General features: G+C 69.2%; 11 protein-coding genes and 1 rRNA gene. 7 read left to right on the top strand and 5 right to left on the bottom strand.

The features are described from left to right. Positions 1 to 157 precede the first annotated feature (157 nt). Positions 158 to 274 (top strand): 5S ribosomal RNA (gene rrf / locus H181DRAFT_RS26620). 85 nt (positions 275 to 359) lie between these two features. Here the strand turns inward: rrf and H181DRAFT_RS26615 are convergent. From H181DRAFT_RS26615 to H181DRAFT_RS26595, 5 genes are read right to left on the bottom strand one after another with little or no spacing between them, the layout of a single operon-like run. Further along, positions 360 to 1,667, bottom strand: a complete 1,308-nt coding sequence (locus H181DRAFT_RS26615; protein WP_045866990.1) for a DUF58 domain-containing protein — start codon at positions 1,665 to 1,667, stop codon at positions 360 to 362. Between the two features lie 29 nt (positions 1,668 to 1,696). Then, the gene (locus H181DRAFT_RS26610) at positions 1,697 to 2,617 is read right to left on the bottom strand and encodes an AAA family ATPase (protein ID WP_078896004.1); all 921 of its coding nucleotides are present in this window, start codon (positions 2,615 to 2,617) and stop codon (positions 1,697 to 1,699) included. A 41-nt stretch (positions 2,618 to 2,658) separates the two neighbouring features. Further along, positions 2,659 to 3,945: a DUF4350 domain-containing protein gene (locus tag H181DRAFT_RS26605; protein WP_045866988.1), complete on the bottom strand. Its 1,287-nt coding sequence runs from the start codon at positions 3,943 to 3,945 to the stop codon at positions 2,659 to 2,661. Next, positions 3,942 to 4,721 carry a DUF4129 domain-containing protein gene (locus H181DRAFT_RS26600; RefSeq protein WP_074468063.1) on the bottom strand — a complete coding sequence of 260 codons (780 nt, stop codon included), beginning with the start codon at positions 4,719 to 4,721 and terminating at the stop codon, positions 3,942 to 3,944. Before H181DRAFT_RS26600 ends, H181DRAFT_RS26605 begins: the two co-directional genes overlap by 4 nt. 4 nt (positions 4,722 to 4,725) lie before the next feature. Continuing rightward, positions 4,726 to 5,706: a DUF7847 domain-containing protein gene (locus H181DRAFT_RS26595; protein WP_368073301.1), complete on the bottom strand. Its 981-nt coding sequence runs from the start codon at positions 5,704 to 5,706 to the stop codon at positions 4,726 to 4,728. 382 nt (positions 5,707 to 6,088) lie between these two features. Between H181DRAFT_RS26595 and mtnA the strand changes: the two genes are divergently transcribed. From mtnA to raiA, 6 genes are all read left to right on the top strand, one after another. Further along, positions 6,089 to 7,231, top strand: coding sequence for an S-methyl-5-thioribose-1-phosphate isomerase (mtnA, locus tag H181DRAFT_RS26590; RefSeq protein WP_175439832.1), 1,143 nt, complete (start codon positions 6,089 to 6,091; stop codon positions 7,229 to 7,231). Continuing rightward, positions 7,228 to 7,905: a two-component system response regulator MtrA gene (gene mtrA / locus H181DRAFT_RS26585; protein WP_045866986.1), complete on the top strand. Its 678-nt coding sequence runs from the start codon at positions 7,228 to 7,230 to the stop codon at positions 7,903 to 7,905. The genes mtnA and mtrA overlap by 4 nt, the downstream gene beginning before the upstream one ends. A 67-nt stretch (positions 7,906 to 7,972) precedes the next feature. Beyond that, on the top strand, positions 7,973 to 9,946 hold the full coding sequence (gene mtrB / locus H181DRAFT_RS26580; protein ID WP_107068859.1) for an MtrAB system histidine kinase MtrB: 1,974 nt from the start codon (positions 7,973 to 7,975) through the stop codon (positions 9,944 to 9,946). Continuing rightward, positions 9,936 to 11,777 carry an LpqB family beta-propeller domain-containing protein gene (locus tag H181DRAFT_RS26575; RefSeq protein WP_045866985.1) on the top strand — a complete coding sequence of 614 codons (1,842 nt, stop codon included), beginning with the start codon at positions 9,936 to 9,938 and terminating at the stop codon, positions 11,775 to 11,777. Before mtrB ends, H181DRAFT_RS26575 begins: the two co-directional genes overlap by 11 nt. Before the next feature lie 341 nt (positions 11,778 to 12,118). Then, the gene (locus tag H181DRAFT_RS26570) at positions 12,119 to 12,718 is read left to right on the top strand and encodes a ComF family protein (RefSeq protein WP_175439831.1); all 600 of its coding nucleotides are present in this window, start codon (positions 12,119 to 12,121) and stop codon (positions 12,716 to 12,718) included. A 285-nt stretch (positions 12,719 to 13,003) separates the two neighbouring features. Then, positions 13,004 to 13,696, top strand: a complete 693-nt coding sequence (gene raiA, locus H181DRAFT_RS26565; RefSeq protein WP_045866983.1) for a ribosome hibernation-promoting factor, HPF/YfiA family — start codon at positions 13,004 to 13,006, stop codon at positions 13,694 to 13,696. The last annotated feature ends 50 nt before the right edge of the window (positions 13,697 to 13,746 follow it).

Genomic DNA, 13,746 nt, shown 5'->3' with positions numbered 1-13,746 from the left:
GGGTTGGAGTTGACTGGTACTAATAAGCCGAGGGCTTGACCATTGATTGCTCGCGTCCACTGTGTCAGTTCTGAGACAACAACCCGCTTGTGATAATTGCAGAGTGAGTGTGTGTTGCCGATACAGGTTTCCACCACCCATGGTAGTGGTGGTGTGTTTCGGTGGTCATAGCGTGAGGGAAACGCCCGGTTACATTCCGAACCCGGAAGCTAAGCCTGACAGCGCCGATGGTACTGCATGCGGGAGCGTGTGGGAGAGTAGGACACCGCCGAACAAATCTTGAGAGAATAGCCCCGTTGGATGGTTAACCCCACCAACGGGGCTATTCTCATTTACCGACCCTTACCTGCAAGTGGGTGTCACAGTCGGCCAGTTGCCTTGAGCGAGAGGTAGGCGTCAGCAACGGCGGGTGGCAGGTCGTCTGGCAGAGCGTCGACAACGATCAGACCTCGACGTCGAAGTTGATCGGCAGTCTGGGTGCGTTCCGACTGAGTTCGGGCTGCGGCAGCTGCCGCGTATACCTCGGAGGTTGTCCCGCGTGAAGCGGCCATCTCTGCAATGCGCGGATCGGAGATGGATGCAACCAGGACGGTATGGCGCTGGGTGAGCATCGAAAGGACAGGAAGGAGGCCCTCTCCGACGGGCGCCGCTTCAAGGCCGGTAAGCAGGACGACGAGGGACTGGTGCCGAGCCATGCGCAGAGCCGTCGATACGAGTCCCCTGGTGTCGGACTCGACCAGGGCCGGCTCTAGTGGGGCCATTGCCGACACGAAGGCGGCGAGGGCGTCACGGGCTGTCCGTCCCTTGACGGTTGCTCGAGGTGCACGATCGTAAGCGAGCAGGTCGACTCGGTCGCCGGCGCGAGAGGCGAGGGTGGCGAGGAGCAAGGCTGAGTCCATCGCCGCGTCCAGGCGCGGTGAGTTCCCGATACGTCCCGCGGACGTGCGGCCGGTGTCGAGGACGATCAGGACGTGCCGGTCGCGTTCGGGACGCCACGTGCGGACGGCGACTGTCGACTGACGGGCGGTGGCGCGCCAGTCGATGGAGCGGGTGTCGTCACCGGGGATGTACTCGCGGAGGCTGTCGAATTCCGTGCCTTCTCCTCGGGTCAGGATGCTTGTGCGGCCGTCGAGTTCGCGGAGCCGGGCCAATTTTCCTGGGAGGTGCTTCCGGCTGTTGAAGGCTGGGAGGACGCGTACGGTCCAGGGGGCCGCAAAGCTGCCCTGGCGTGCCGCGAGGCCCAGAGGTCCGAACGAACGCACCGTAATGCGGTCGGCTTTGCGGTCGCCCCGTCGGGATGGATGAAGAGCGGTCGTGAACTGCTGCCGTTCCGCTGCCGGGATGCGAAGGGTATGGCGGTCGAGGGCCTCTGCCTGTGTCTGCCAGCTGCTGGGAGGCCATGCGTCACGGATGCGCAGGCGCGCCAGGCGGGTGGACTGGTTGGTGACGAGCACGTGTACGTACGCATGTTCTCCAAGTCGAACTGAGGTGTCACCGGAACGAATGAACCCCAGCCGATTCACTGGCGCCGCGAGTGCGAGGTCATAAAGAATTGCGAGCAGCAACGGGAGTTCGACTGCGAGTACTCCGGTCCAGCTGGGCAGCGCGAAGCCGACCAGAAGGGCTCCGAGGGCGGCGACGAGGGCCGTGCGGCCTGTGAGCGCCATGAAGCAGGCTCCTCAATCACTCACTGACTTCAACGGGGGACGGGGACATGGGCGAGAATCGAGTTGATCACGCTGTCCGGGGTGACGCCTCCCATTTCGGCTTCGGGGCGGAGTTGCACACGGTGCCGCAGAGTGGGCAGGGCAAAGGACTTGATGTCGTCGGGGATCACATAGTCGCGGCCGATGAGCCACGCCCAGGCGCGTGCGCTGGACAGTAGCGCGGTGGCTCCACGGGGGGACACGCCGAGCGTGAACGAGGGGGAATCGCGAGTGGCACGGCAGATATCGACTACGTAGCCCACGACTTCGGGAGCCACGGATGTGGCCGCCACCGCGGTGCGAGCGGCTTCGAGATCGTCGGGTCCCGCTACGGCGGTCACTCCGGCTGCCGCCAGGTCGCGCGGGTCGAAGCCCTCTGTGTGGCGCGTGAGGACGTCGATCTCTTCGTCGCGGGCCGGCAGCGGCAGTTGCAGCTTCAGCAGGAAGCGGTCGAGCTGGGCTTCAGGGAGGGGATAGGTGCCCTCGTACTCGATCGGGTTCTGAGTTGCCGCCACCAGAAACGGGTCGGGGAGTTTCCGCGGGGTGCCATCGACGGAGACCTGGCGTTCCTCCATGGCTTCGAGTAGCGACGCTTGCGTCTTGGGCGGTGTCCGGTTGATCTCGTCGGCGAGGAGGAGGTTGGTGAATACCGGACCGGGCTGGAAGGAGAACTCCGCGGCGCGCGTGTCGTAGATGAGGGAGCCGGTCACGTCGCTGGGCATCAGGTCGGGGGTGAACTGAAGTCGCTTGGTGTCCAGTTCGAGCGTGGCGGCGAGGGTGCGTACGAGCAGGGTCTTGGCGACGCCTGGAACGCCTTCGAGGAGCACATGACCGCGGCAGAGCAGAGCGACCACGAGGCCGGTCACGGCGGCGTCCTGGCCGACCACCGCCTTCGCGATCTCAAGGCGCATTGCTTCCAGGGCGTTGCGGGCGCTCTCGGCTGAGGGGACGCTCACGTGCGTTCCTTGTCTGTGGGTCGGCTTGTCGTGGGTGTGACGGGGGAGAGAAGGCGTTCGAGTGCGTCGAGTTCGTCGGCCAGACGGACGAGTTCTGCGTCGTTCGCCGGCGCCGCACCGAAGAGGAGGTAGTTCAGGTTCGCAGAGCCGTCCGGTGGCGGTGAGGCGGTGGGCAGGCCGAGAGGCTTACTCGTCGGCACTCGAGTGGCGATTGCGGAAGTGAGTACGTGCGGCGAGTGGGCTTCCGCTGCACCGAGACCGAGAAGGTTCGCGATGCGCTGACGGGTGGCGGAACGCAGTGCCTCTGCGGCGCTGTCACGGGCGTCAGCCCTCTGGTAGAGGCGGGCTCTTCCCTCTGCGGCTTCGGAGGCCCGTACGGAGACGGGGAGTTGCTCCTGCACCAGGGGACCCAGGCGGCGCGATCGCCACAAGGCTGCAAGGACGGCAGCGACGAACAGCTGAATCGCCGCCCAGGACCAGCCGCCAGGGAGCAGTTCGAGCAGGCCGCGTTCGTCGTCGCTGTCGGCGGCGGAGCCGCTCGAAGAGGGGACGTACCAGACCAGATGTGGGCGGGAGCCGAGCAGTTGCAGCATCAGAGAAGCGTTGCCGCGGTGCGCGAGCCGCTGGTTGTAGAGGGGGTCGGGTGCCCCGAGCAGGACGGTGTCGCCGGCGTTCGCGCCAGTGCGGTCGCTGCCACCGTCGCCGTCCACGGGCAACCGCACGAGCGAGGGAAGACTCCGGTGCAGGTAGCAGGTGTCGGCCTGGTCGCTGGTGACCCGGTAACGCACACCGCCGACTTCGGCGTCCCCGGCACGCAGGGCGGGCGGGAAGTCGCAGTCCGGCGGCGTCAGTTCGACGGGCGTCGGCGTCCCGGCCCGTGCACCCGGGGCGAGAGTCCTCGTGGCCGTGCGGCCTGGGGCCACGAGCACGGTCCGTCCGCCGCGCCGGCTCACCGTTCGCAGTTCGGCGGCCTGATGGCGGGAGAGCGCGTCGGGATCGGTGACCAGCACCGTCGTATCCGAGTCGGCGGCCTTCTCCGCTTCGGCCGAGGTAGCGACGACATCGGTCGAGATGCCGCGCTTCCTCAGGAGTTCGGCAACGGCTTTGCTGCCGTGCTTGTCCGTGGACCGGGGGTCGAGCAGTCCGTACTCCGGTCCGGATCGGATCGCAGCGATGGCCACTCCGGAAACGGCGAGTACGGCCGCGGCGAACAGCAGGCCGCGAGCTCGCCGCCAGATCTGGACAGCGGTGGGGGAGAGGGAGGTAGCGGGTTCGGGGCTCAACGGCCCCCTCCGTCCGAGCGGTCGGCGGCGCCGGCCTCGTCGCCGCGGGGCTCCGCGCTGTCGACGTCGGGCGACGTGCTGAGCGCCGTCATCAGGGGTGTAGCCCCTTGGATGGAGGTGTCGAGGTCGCGGACGGTGACGTATGTGGCCGCGTCCGCCCGTCGGTCCGCGTACGCCACCTCGTTGAACGATCTGGCTGCGTTGCGGAGCGCCACCGCATGCTCCGGTAGGACGGCGCCGGCTTCGAGCGCTGTTTCGTCGGCCGTTCGCCCCGGACCGCCCGCGAGCAGCCCGCGCTCTTCGAGAGAGCGGAAGAGCGCGCGCATCCGTTCCTTGACGGCATCGGTCCAACGCTCTGCTGCGGCGTGCGTCTCGGCGATGGCGCGATGGTCGGCGGCAGTGCGGGGGCCCTTCCCGAAAAGGGGCTGCTCGGACGTGGTCGGTTCCGGCCGGAGACTGCCGAGCCGGAGCCGCAGGACGAGGAGCAGCAGCACAACGACCCCTGCGATTACGGCGAGTCCCGTCCAGCCCCCCGGTGTCGCTGTCGCGGCGGCGTCCAGCAGCGAAGTGAACTGCTCCTGCAGCCAGTCCAGAAGGCGCCGGAGGAAGCCGGGCTCGTCCTGGTGGTACTCCTGTTTCGAAAGCTCGCGTTCTGCCGCTTCGCGTGCGGGGGCGCGGGGCGTGGTGACGGGAGGGCCGTCGTCGCCGAGACGGGCTCTCGCTCCGTGTACGGCGACGCCGGTCGGAAGTATCGCCGTGACCCATGCCCCCGGCATCGGTTCAGCCCCCGGCGGCGGGACGGTCGGCCTGCTGCTCGCCGTAGCCGGAGATGCCGGCGGCGCGCGCGAGCTCGAGGTCGAGCGCCTCGCTGCGGATGCGCTGGTCGAGATAGATCAGCGCGGTGACGCCCGCGCGGATCGGGAAGGTGATCGTGGAAGCGATGACCGCGCCGATCCCGGTCGAGACGAGAGAGGGCCAACTCGTGCCGGCGGCCGGGTCGGTGAGGGTGGAGATGCCCTCACCGCTGACCAGTGCCCCGACGAGGGTCGCGGGCATCTGGATGATCGAAGCGACGATGAAGACGAGGATCGCAGCCAGAATCTGCACGCCGAACACACGCCACCAGCTGCCGCGCACGAGTTTGGCGGAGCGGCGCATCGCGGTGAGGACCCCCTGCTTCTCAAGCATCAGGGCGGGGGCGGCCAAGCTGAAGCGGACCCAGAGCCAGATCGCACCTACCAGGCCTCCCACCAGGCCGAGGACCATCAGGACCACGCCCAGGGCCTCAAGGCCTGCGGCGAGGGCGACGAGCCCCGGTGCAGCGCCGGCAACGAGGGTGAGGGAGACGAGGAGAGGAACGAGCACGAGGAGGCCGAGCAGACGGAGCAGCTGAGGGCGGGAGTCCCGCCAGGCCTCTCCGACATCGACTGTGCGCCCCAGCACGGCACGGCTGACGACGATCATCAGCATGGCCGTGGCGATGACCGTGCCGAGGGTGTCGACCAGGACAGCGACGCCGGAACTGCTGAGCGCGCTGCTCATGGCGTCCATCAGCTGCTCGGGCGACGGCTCGGGGTTCTTGCTGAGCGCGGTCAGATCCGTGGCGTCGCGCAGCCAGAAGCCGGTGACCAGTGTCCCGACGAGTTGGACCACAACAGCCACGACGAGGGAGATGCTGAGCACTGTGCGCCAGTGTGCGCGCATGGTGGTGACGGCGCCGTCCAGTATCTCGCCCACTCCCAGTGGCCGGAGGGGGATCACGCCGGGTTTGGCAGCGGGGGGCTGATGACTCCAGGCGCCGCCCGCCTTGCCCCAGCCGGGGGGCGCGGGCGGCCCACCCCAGCCTGCGCCTCCGTATGCGGGAGGTTGCTGGGCGGACCAGTTCTTGGGAGGCCCGTCCGCGGGCCGCCCCTGCGGCGCGCTGCCGGGAGTCTGCGAAGACTGGCCGCTCTCGGGTGAACCCTCGGACGGGGAGGATCCGGGCGAGGTCCAGCCCGGAGAGTCGTTCACGTGTGGTCACCTCGTGATGTGGGTCGCTGCCTGGCTGTCATGCCATCGTCCCATGGGCGGGGTGGGGGCCGACCGGGCCCTGAGGTCTCAACTTGCCTTCAGAAGCTGTCGCAGGTGAAGGCAGACTGTGCCAATGGAAGATCACGCGACAGCGGTGCTGCGCTGGGACGAGTCCGCTGAGGGGGCGCCGAGGCTGGTGCTTCTCGATCAGACGAGGCTGCCGGCTGAGGAAGTCGAGCTGGTGTGCAAGGACGTGAGCGACCTGGTGGCGGCCATCCGCGCTCTGTCGGTGCGAGGTGCACCGCTGCTGGGTGTCACGGGCGGCTACGGTGTCGCGCTCGCCGCCGCACTGGGCGGGGACGTGGCAGAGGCGGCTGACCGGCTGGCGTCCTCACGTCCCACGGCGGTGAACCTCGCCTCGGGAGTGCGCAGGGTGGAACGTGCGTACAGGGCTGCCGTCGACGGTGGTTCAGACGACGAGCAGGCCGCAGCGGCGGCGCTGGCGGAGGCGAAGGCCCTGCACGAGGAGGACGCGGCGGCGAGCTCGCGCATGGCGCGCCTGGGGCGTGAGCTGCTGGGGGAGCTGCTGCCGGGACGCCGTCTCCGCCTCCTCACGCACTGCAACACGGGGTGTCTGGTCTCGGGAGGGCGGGGCACTGCTTTCGCGGTGGTCGCCGCGGTGCACGAGGCGGGTGACCTCGAGCGGCTGTGGGTCGACGAGACCCGGCCGCTGCTCCAGGGGTCGCGGCTCACGGCGTACGAGGCCGAGCGGGAAGGGATGCCCTACAGCGTCCTGGCGGACAGTGCCGCGGGTTCGCTGTTCGCGGCGGGGGAGGTGGATGCGGTGCTGATAGGCGCCGACAGGATCGCGGCCGACGGGGCCGTGGCCAACAAGGTGGGGAGCTATCCGCTGGCGGTGCTGGCACGGCACCACGGGGTTCCGTTCCTGGTCGTGGCTCCGGTCACCACCGTGGACGGCGCGACGGAGCACGGCCGCGACATCGTGGTGGAGCAGCGGCCGGCGGAGGAAGTGACGCAGATCTCATCTCCGTCCCGGCCCGCCGGGGTCGCGGTCGGCGGGGGGACTGTCCGCCTGGCGCCGAACGGGGCAGAGGCGTACAACCCGGCCTTCGATGTGACTCCGCCGGACCTGGTGACGGCGATTGTCACCGAGTGCGGGGTCGTTTCGCCTGTGACCAGGGAGACTGTCGCGGGGCTGTGTTCCCCGTCACGAACGAGAACGTCACGATGGGGTAATGGGATGATGAACGCATGAAGGGACGCGTCCTTGTCGTCGACGACGACACCGCACTGGCAGAGATGCTCGGCATCGTGCTGCGCGGCGAAGGCTTTGAACCGTCGTTCGTGTCGGACGGCGACAAGGCGCTCGCCGCCTTCCGCGAGACGAAACCGGATCTGGTGCTCCTCGACCTGATGCTGCCCGGGAAGGACGGCATCGAGGTCTGCCGCCTGATCCGCGCCGAGTCCGGGGTGCCGGTCGTCATGCTGACCGCTAAGAGCGACACGGTGGATGTGGTGGTGGGCCTGGAGTCGGGGGCCGACGACTACATCGTGAAGCCGTTCAAACCGAAGGAGCTGGTGGCGAGAATCCGGGCGAGGCTGCGGCGGTCCGACGATCCCGCGCCGGAGCAGCTGACCATCGGCGACTTGGTGATCGATGTGGCCGGCCACTCCGTGAAGCGGGACGGGGCGTCCATCGCGCTGACGCCGCTGGAGTTCGACCTCCTGGTGGCGCTGGCCCGTAAGCCCTGGCAGGTATTCACCCGTGAGGTGCTCCTGGAGCAGGTCTGGGGCTACCGGCACGCGGCTGATACGCGCCTGGTGAACGTCCATGTGCAGCGGCTGCGTTCGAAGGTGGAGCAGGACCCGGAGCGGCCGGAGATCGTCGTGACCGTCCGGGGGGTCGGCTACAAGGCGGGACCTGGCTGAAATGGCCCGGAACGGCTCCGTCCCGCACCGCCCCAGTGGGGACGGAGTCGCACCACAAGAGTCTGAAATGTCCAAGTTCAGGCGTCTGTGGCGCAGTGGGGCGCTCTTCTCGGAAGGTCTGCTTCCAGAGGGCACGACCGGGCCGCGGGCACATCCCGCTGTCCGCTTCTTCATCAGGTGGGTGCGGCGTCCGCTGCTGCCCGTGCTCCGCCTGTGGCGGCGGAACATCCAGCTGCGGGTGGTCGCGGCCACGCTGCTGATGTCGCTGGGCGTGGTGTTGCTGCTCGGCATCGTCGTCATCGGCCAGGTCCGCAACGGCCTGCTCGACGCCAAGGAGAAGACCGCTCAGAGCCAGGCGGCGGGAGGTTTCGCCGCTGCCCAGGAGATGGCCGACAGCGCGAGCAGCGGGCGCAGCGGCCAGAGCCCGGGCTCCGGCGGCCGGAGCTCGCAGAACACCGGCACCTGGCTGAACAACCTGGTGGAGCAGCTCGCCAGCGGTGGCCAGGGTGTCTACTCGGTGGTCGCTCTCGGCTCGCAGAACGACGACTCGCCCTTCGTGGGCAACGACCGCTCCTCCACCCGGGGCCCGCGCGCCTCCGGCGACATCCGGCCGGAGGAGAGCATCCCCGCCGACCTGCGCAAGGCCCTCGACGAGCAGCCGGGGACCCACCAGCGGTACGCGAAGGTCTACAGGCAGGGCGGCGGCAGTACCGCCGGTCTGATCGTGGGCAAGCGGCTGAACGACGCCAGCGGGGCGCCGTACCAGATGTACTACGTCTTCCCCTTCACGCTGGAGGAGGAGTCGCTGAACCTGGTCAAGGGCACGCTGGCGACGGCTGGTGTCTTCGTGGTCGTGCTGCTCGGGGCCATCGCGTGGCTTGTCGTCCGGCAGGTCGTGACCCCGGTGCGGATGGCTGCCGGGATCTCCGAACGGCTGGCTGCGGGCAGGTTGCAGGAACGGATGAAGGTCACGGGCGAGGACGACATCGCCCGGCTCGGTGAGTCCTTCAACAAGATGGCGCAGAACCTGCAGCTGAAGATCCAGCAGCTGGAGGAGCTCTCCAGGATGCAGCGCCGCTTCGTCTCCGACGTCTCGCACGAACTGCGCACGCCCCTCACCACGGTCCGGATGGCTGCCGACGTGATCCACGAGGCCCGGGAGGACTTCGATCCGGCCACCGCACGCTCCGCGGAGCTGCTTCTGGGCCAGCTCGACCGGTTCGAGTCGCTCCTCGGCGACCTGCTGGAGATCAGCCGCTTCGACGCGGGAGCGGCCAACCTCGACGCGGCGCCGATCGACCTGCGCGACGTGGTGAACCGTGTCGTGGACGGCTGCGAGCCGCTGGCCGACCGCAAGGGCAGCAGCGTGGTGGTCCGCGGGAACGAGGAGCCGGTGGTCGTCGAGGCGGACGGGCGGCGCGTCGAGCGGGTGCTGCGCAACCTGGTCGACAACGCGATAGAGCACGGCGAGGGACGCGACGTGGTCGTCAGCATGGCCTCGCGCGGCGGAGCGGTTGCGGTGGCCGTACGGGACTACGGCGTCGGACTGACCCGTCGCGAAGCGGAGCACGTGTTCAACCGTTTCTGGCGTGCCGACCCTGCGCGTGCCCGTACGACTGGGGGAACGGGACTCGGACTGTCGATCGCTCTTGAGGACGCCAGGCTGCACGGCGGATGGCTGCAGGTCTGGGGTGAGCCGGGCAGGGGCTCCCAGTTCCGGCTCACCCTGCCGTGCACTGCCGGAGAGGCACTGCGCTCGTCACCGCTTCCCCTGGAGCCCGCTGACAGCCGGCGCCCGCGACGGGCGGAGATCTCCGTTCCGGGACAGGGCGAGGACGGGGCGGCGGAGACAGGGGCCGGCAGGACGTCGACTGTGCGGGCGTCCTCGGGTCCAGGGGCGGCCCGGGAGCCGTCCGGCGGTAGCTCGCCGGCTTCCGAACGGCCCTCTGCCCAGGCTTCCGGGCAGGTGTCCGCGCCTGCCTCGGCGGTCGCCGCACCGGACCGCGAGCCCGTACGGGAGGAGCAGCGTGATGGGAGCTGAGCCGCGGAGCCGTCGCACTCACCGCAGCCGCGCTGTCGCAGTGCAACTGCTCGCGGTGGCGCTGCTGTTGTCGGGCTGCGCCTCCATGCCCGACGAGGGGAGCGTCGACCGGGTCGACTCCTCCCACCGCGCAGACCCCGACTCGCAGGTGCGTGTCTTCGGCGTCAGCCCGCAGAAGGGGGAGCGGCCGCAGCAGATCGTCCGCGGCTTCCTCGAGGCGACGACGAGTGACGAGGCCACGTTCTCCACGGCGAAGAAGTACCTGACCGAGCGGAAGGCGCAGGAGTGGGAGCCGTTCGCCAGCACGAGCGTGCTCTCCGACGGTCCCAGTCCGGGGAAGGTACGCGAGGACTCCGGCGGCCGGCGCGGCTACACGGTCGAGGTCTCGGGCAGCAGGATGGCGGAGGTCGACGACAAGCACGCCTACTCGCCGCGTGAGGGCGACTACCGCGAGGACTTCCACCTGACCAAGGTGCGCGGGGAGTGGCGGATCGATCAGCTTCCGGACGGCCTCGCGATAGGGGAGTCCGACTTCCAGCGCATCTACCGTCCGATAAACAACTACTACTACGCGCGGCTCGGGGCGGACGCCGAATCGATCGCGGGCGGCAAGAACGTGCTGGTGGCGGACCCGGTCTACCTGCGGCGCCGCATCGACCCCGTCACGTCGACCGTGAAGGCGTTGCTGTCCGGGCCGACACGCTGGTTCGAGCCGGTGGTCACCTCCGCCTTCCCGAGCGGTACGCGGCTGGCTCGCGGGGAGAGGCTGTCACTGGACGATTCCGGTGCGCTGAGCGTGCGGCTGAACGCGGAGGGGGCCCGTGCGGGACTCGCCCGATGCGGCCGGATGGCGTCCCAGGTGCTGCACACCGTCCAGGGGCAGGCTTCGGCCAAGGTGAGCCGCGTGCATCTGGCCGGTCCCGACGGCAGGACGCTGTGCGAACGCACCCGCGAGCAGGCCGAGGACTTCGAGCCTGGACGGCTCAACGGGCGGGCGGCGAGGCAGTACTTCGTCGACGAGGAGCACCGCGTGTCCGCCTTCGACGGCACCAGCGAGGAACCCCGGCCGGTCCAGGGCGCGCTGGGCCAGGGCGAGACGGAGATGGGCGCTGTCGCAGTGAACCGGGCCGAGCAGGAGGGCGCGGCCGTCTCACGCGCCGGCCGCGCGCTGTACGTGGCCCGGCTGAACGCGGACAGCAAGCTGGGCGAACCGGTGCTCACGAGCAAGGCCAAGAAGGAGAAGGACAGGCTCACAGCGCCCAGTTGGGACGGCCTGGGCGACCTGTGGGTCGCCGACCGGGACCCTGAGGATCCGAGGCTGCTGCGTCTGCGAGGGGGCAAGGAGAAGCCCGAAGAGGTGGACGTCCCCGATCTGCGCGAGGGCGAACGGATCGAGTCACTGCGGATCGCGTCCGACGGTGTACGGATGGCGCTGCGAATACGCCAGGAGGACGGCAAGCGGACGCTGAAGCTCGGCCGCGTACAGCGTGCCGGGTCGGCGGAGAAGCCGAAGGTGACCGTCGCGGAACTGAGGCCTCTCGCGCCGCAGTTCGAGGACGTCGCGGCGGTGTCGTGGGCGGGGGGCAGCCGGCTGGTCGTCGTGGGGCGGGAGTCGGGAAGCGTCCAGCAGATCCAGTACACGGAGACGGACGGCTCCGGATCCAACCAGCCGATCCTGCCGGGCATCAACGACGTGACGGGCGTGGCGGCTTCGGAGGACGAGAGCAAGCCGCTGCTGGCGGACTCGGAGGACGGCATCCTCAGGCTGCCTCCTGACGCGAACTGGAAGACGCTCACGGACAGCGGGTCGAGCCCGGCCTATCCCGGCTGACACGAGGGTGTGAAGCGCGCCGGGCGAGTCTTCAACCGGCAGGACAGCCGTACTCGTCGGCTCGGGGCGGGAGTTATCCACAGGCCTGTCCCGTTTCGCGTATCGGTGCCAGAGTTCATGTCATGGGGGATCAGTGGCGTGTACTCATCGACGAACTCGCAGGTCTGGTGCTGCCTTCAGAGTGCGCCGGCTGCGGCCGCACGCGGGTGCGTGGGGAGTTGTGCGGTTCGTGCGCCGAAGCGCTGCGGAGCGCGGTGCCAAGGCGCGTGCACCCGCTGGCGGCATCGTCCCGGCCGTCCCGGCCGCCCCGGGTGTACGCGGCGCTGCCGTACGCCGGCGAAGTGCGGAAGGTACTGCTCGCGCACAAGGAGCGCGGTGCGCTGCGGCTGGCCGCCCCTCTGGGAGAGGTCCTCGCCGACGTCGTGCGCACGGCATCCGCGCGTGCCCGCGGCCCGTCGGGAGGAGCAGCCGGTGTCGGGCCCCGTCCGCGCGGTCCGCGCGGGCAACTCGGTACGCACAGTCCGCGCGGCTGGCCGGCTGGCTCACCGGAGGTGCCGCCGCTGACGCTGGTGCCGGTTCCGTCCGCGAGGCCGTCCGTCGCCGCGCGGGGCCATGACCCGGTGCGCCGGATGGCGTTGGCCGCCGCAAGCGAACTGCGGCGCAGGGGCGTCCCGGCCAGAGTGCTCGCCGTACTGCGGCACGGACGCCCAGTGGCGGACCAGGCCGGCCTCACCGCCCGGCAGCGCCTCGCGAACCTCGACGGTGCGCTCGAAATAGTGCCGGATGGCGAACGGCTTCTTGGGGAAGGAGAGACGGTACTCGTCGACGACCTCATGACGACGGGTGCGTCACTCGCCGAGGCGGGGCGTGCCGTCCGCGTCCGGGGCCGGGAGCCGACCGCTGCGGCTGTCGTTGCCTTCCGTCCCAGGCCGGGCGGGTAGGAGCGGTCGAATGTTGCTGACAGCTAGCAGAGATCGCGCTTCGTCGCTGGCGGTTGTCGTGAATTGATACCTGAACGTAGGTACGTGCCAGTAGGGGGTGCCGCCCGTCGTCCGCTGGAGGTACGTTCGAGATGAGGTGGCGATCTTCCCTTTGGGAAGAAGGAGGTGAAAGTCGCAAGCCGAATTCCGGAGGCTGGCGGCAAGACGCCCTGAGCCTCCGGTGTCAGTGCACAAAGGAGGTGCTCCGCTCCTCAACGGCGGAGCGCTCCGGGAACGGAGTTCTGCGTGGACATCGTCGTCAAGGGCCGCAAGACAGAGGTGCCCGAGAGGTTCCGCAAGCACGTGGCCGAAAAGCTGGCGAAGATCCAAAAGCTCGACGGAAAGGTGATCAGCCTGGATGTCGAGGTGTGCAAGGAACACAACCCCCGGCAGGCCGACCGTTCCGACAGGGTCGAGATCACCCTGGTCACACGCGGACCGGTCATTCGCGCGGAGGCTGCCGCCTCCGATACCTACGCCGCGCTGGATCTGGCAGCGGCCAAACTCGAAGCACGACTCCGTAAGCAGCACGACAAGCGCCGGGTGCACCGGGGCGGCCGCACGCCGATCAGCGTCGCGGCGGCAACCGCGCACCTCGCGGCAGAACTCAACGGCCAGCTGGACGCCGCGGCGTCGTCCGCGGCCACCAAGGTCGAAGAGCCGCCGATGACCACCAAGGTCGGTCCGCTGGAGGTGCAGGGGGAGGGGCCGCTCGTCGTCCGCGAGAAGACGCATGCCGCGGCGCCCATGTCTCTCGACCAGGCTCTCTACGAAATGGAGCTGATCGGTCACGACTTCTACCTCTTCGTGGACTCTGAAACCAAGCAGCCGAGCGTCGTCTATCGTCGGCACGGCTACGACTACGGCGTGATCCACCTGGATCCGGACCCGTTCGCGGTGGATCCGCCCCCGGAAGCCGGCGGCTCGCTCGGTGGCTGACTGCTCGAACTGACCAGACGTGATCGCGCCCCCGGCCGGGCCGAGAATCC

The organism is Streptomyces sp. WMMB 714 (genome assembly GCF_900090125.1).
Lineage (GTDB): Bacteria > Actinomycetota > Actinomycetes > Streptomycetales > Streptomycetaceae > Streptomyces > Streptomyces daqingensis.
Note: the sequence above shows the minus strand (reverse complement) of the source record. Positions and strands in the feature narration are given on the sequence as shown.

Coding starts and splice junctions, on each gene's coding strand:
- H181DRAFT_RS26615 (WP_045866990.1), bottom strand. CDS start 1,667: ATGGCGCTCACAGGCCGCACGGCCCTCGTCGCCGCCCTCGGAGCCCTT.
- H181DRAFT_RS26610 (WP_078896004.1), bottom strand. CDS start 2,617: ATGCGCCTTGAGATCGCGAAGGCGGTGGTCGGCCAGGACGCCGCCGTG.
- H181DRAFT_RS26600 (WP_074468063.1), bottom strand. CDS start 4,721: ATGCCGGGGGCATGGGTCACGGCGATACTTCCGACCGGCGTCGCCGTA.
- mtnA (WP_175439832.1), top strand. CDS start 6,089: ATGGAAGATCACGCGACAGCGGTGCTGCGCTGGGACGAGTCCGCTGAG.
- mtrA (WP_045866986.1), top strand. CDS start 7,228: ATGAAGGGACGCGTCCTTGTCGTCGACGACGACACCGCACTGGCAGAG.
- mtrB (WP_107068859.1), top strand. CDS start 7,973: ATGTCCAAGTTCAGGCGTCTGTGGCGCAGTGGGGCGCTCTTCTCGGAA.
- H181DRAFT_RS26575 (WP_045866985.1), top strand. CDS start 9,936: ATGGGAGCTGAGCCGCGGAGCCGTCGCACTCACCGCAGCCGCGCTGTC.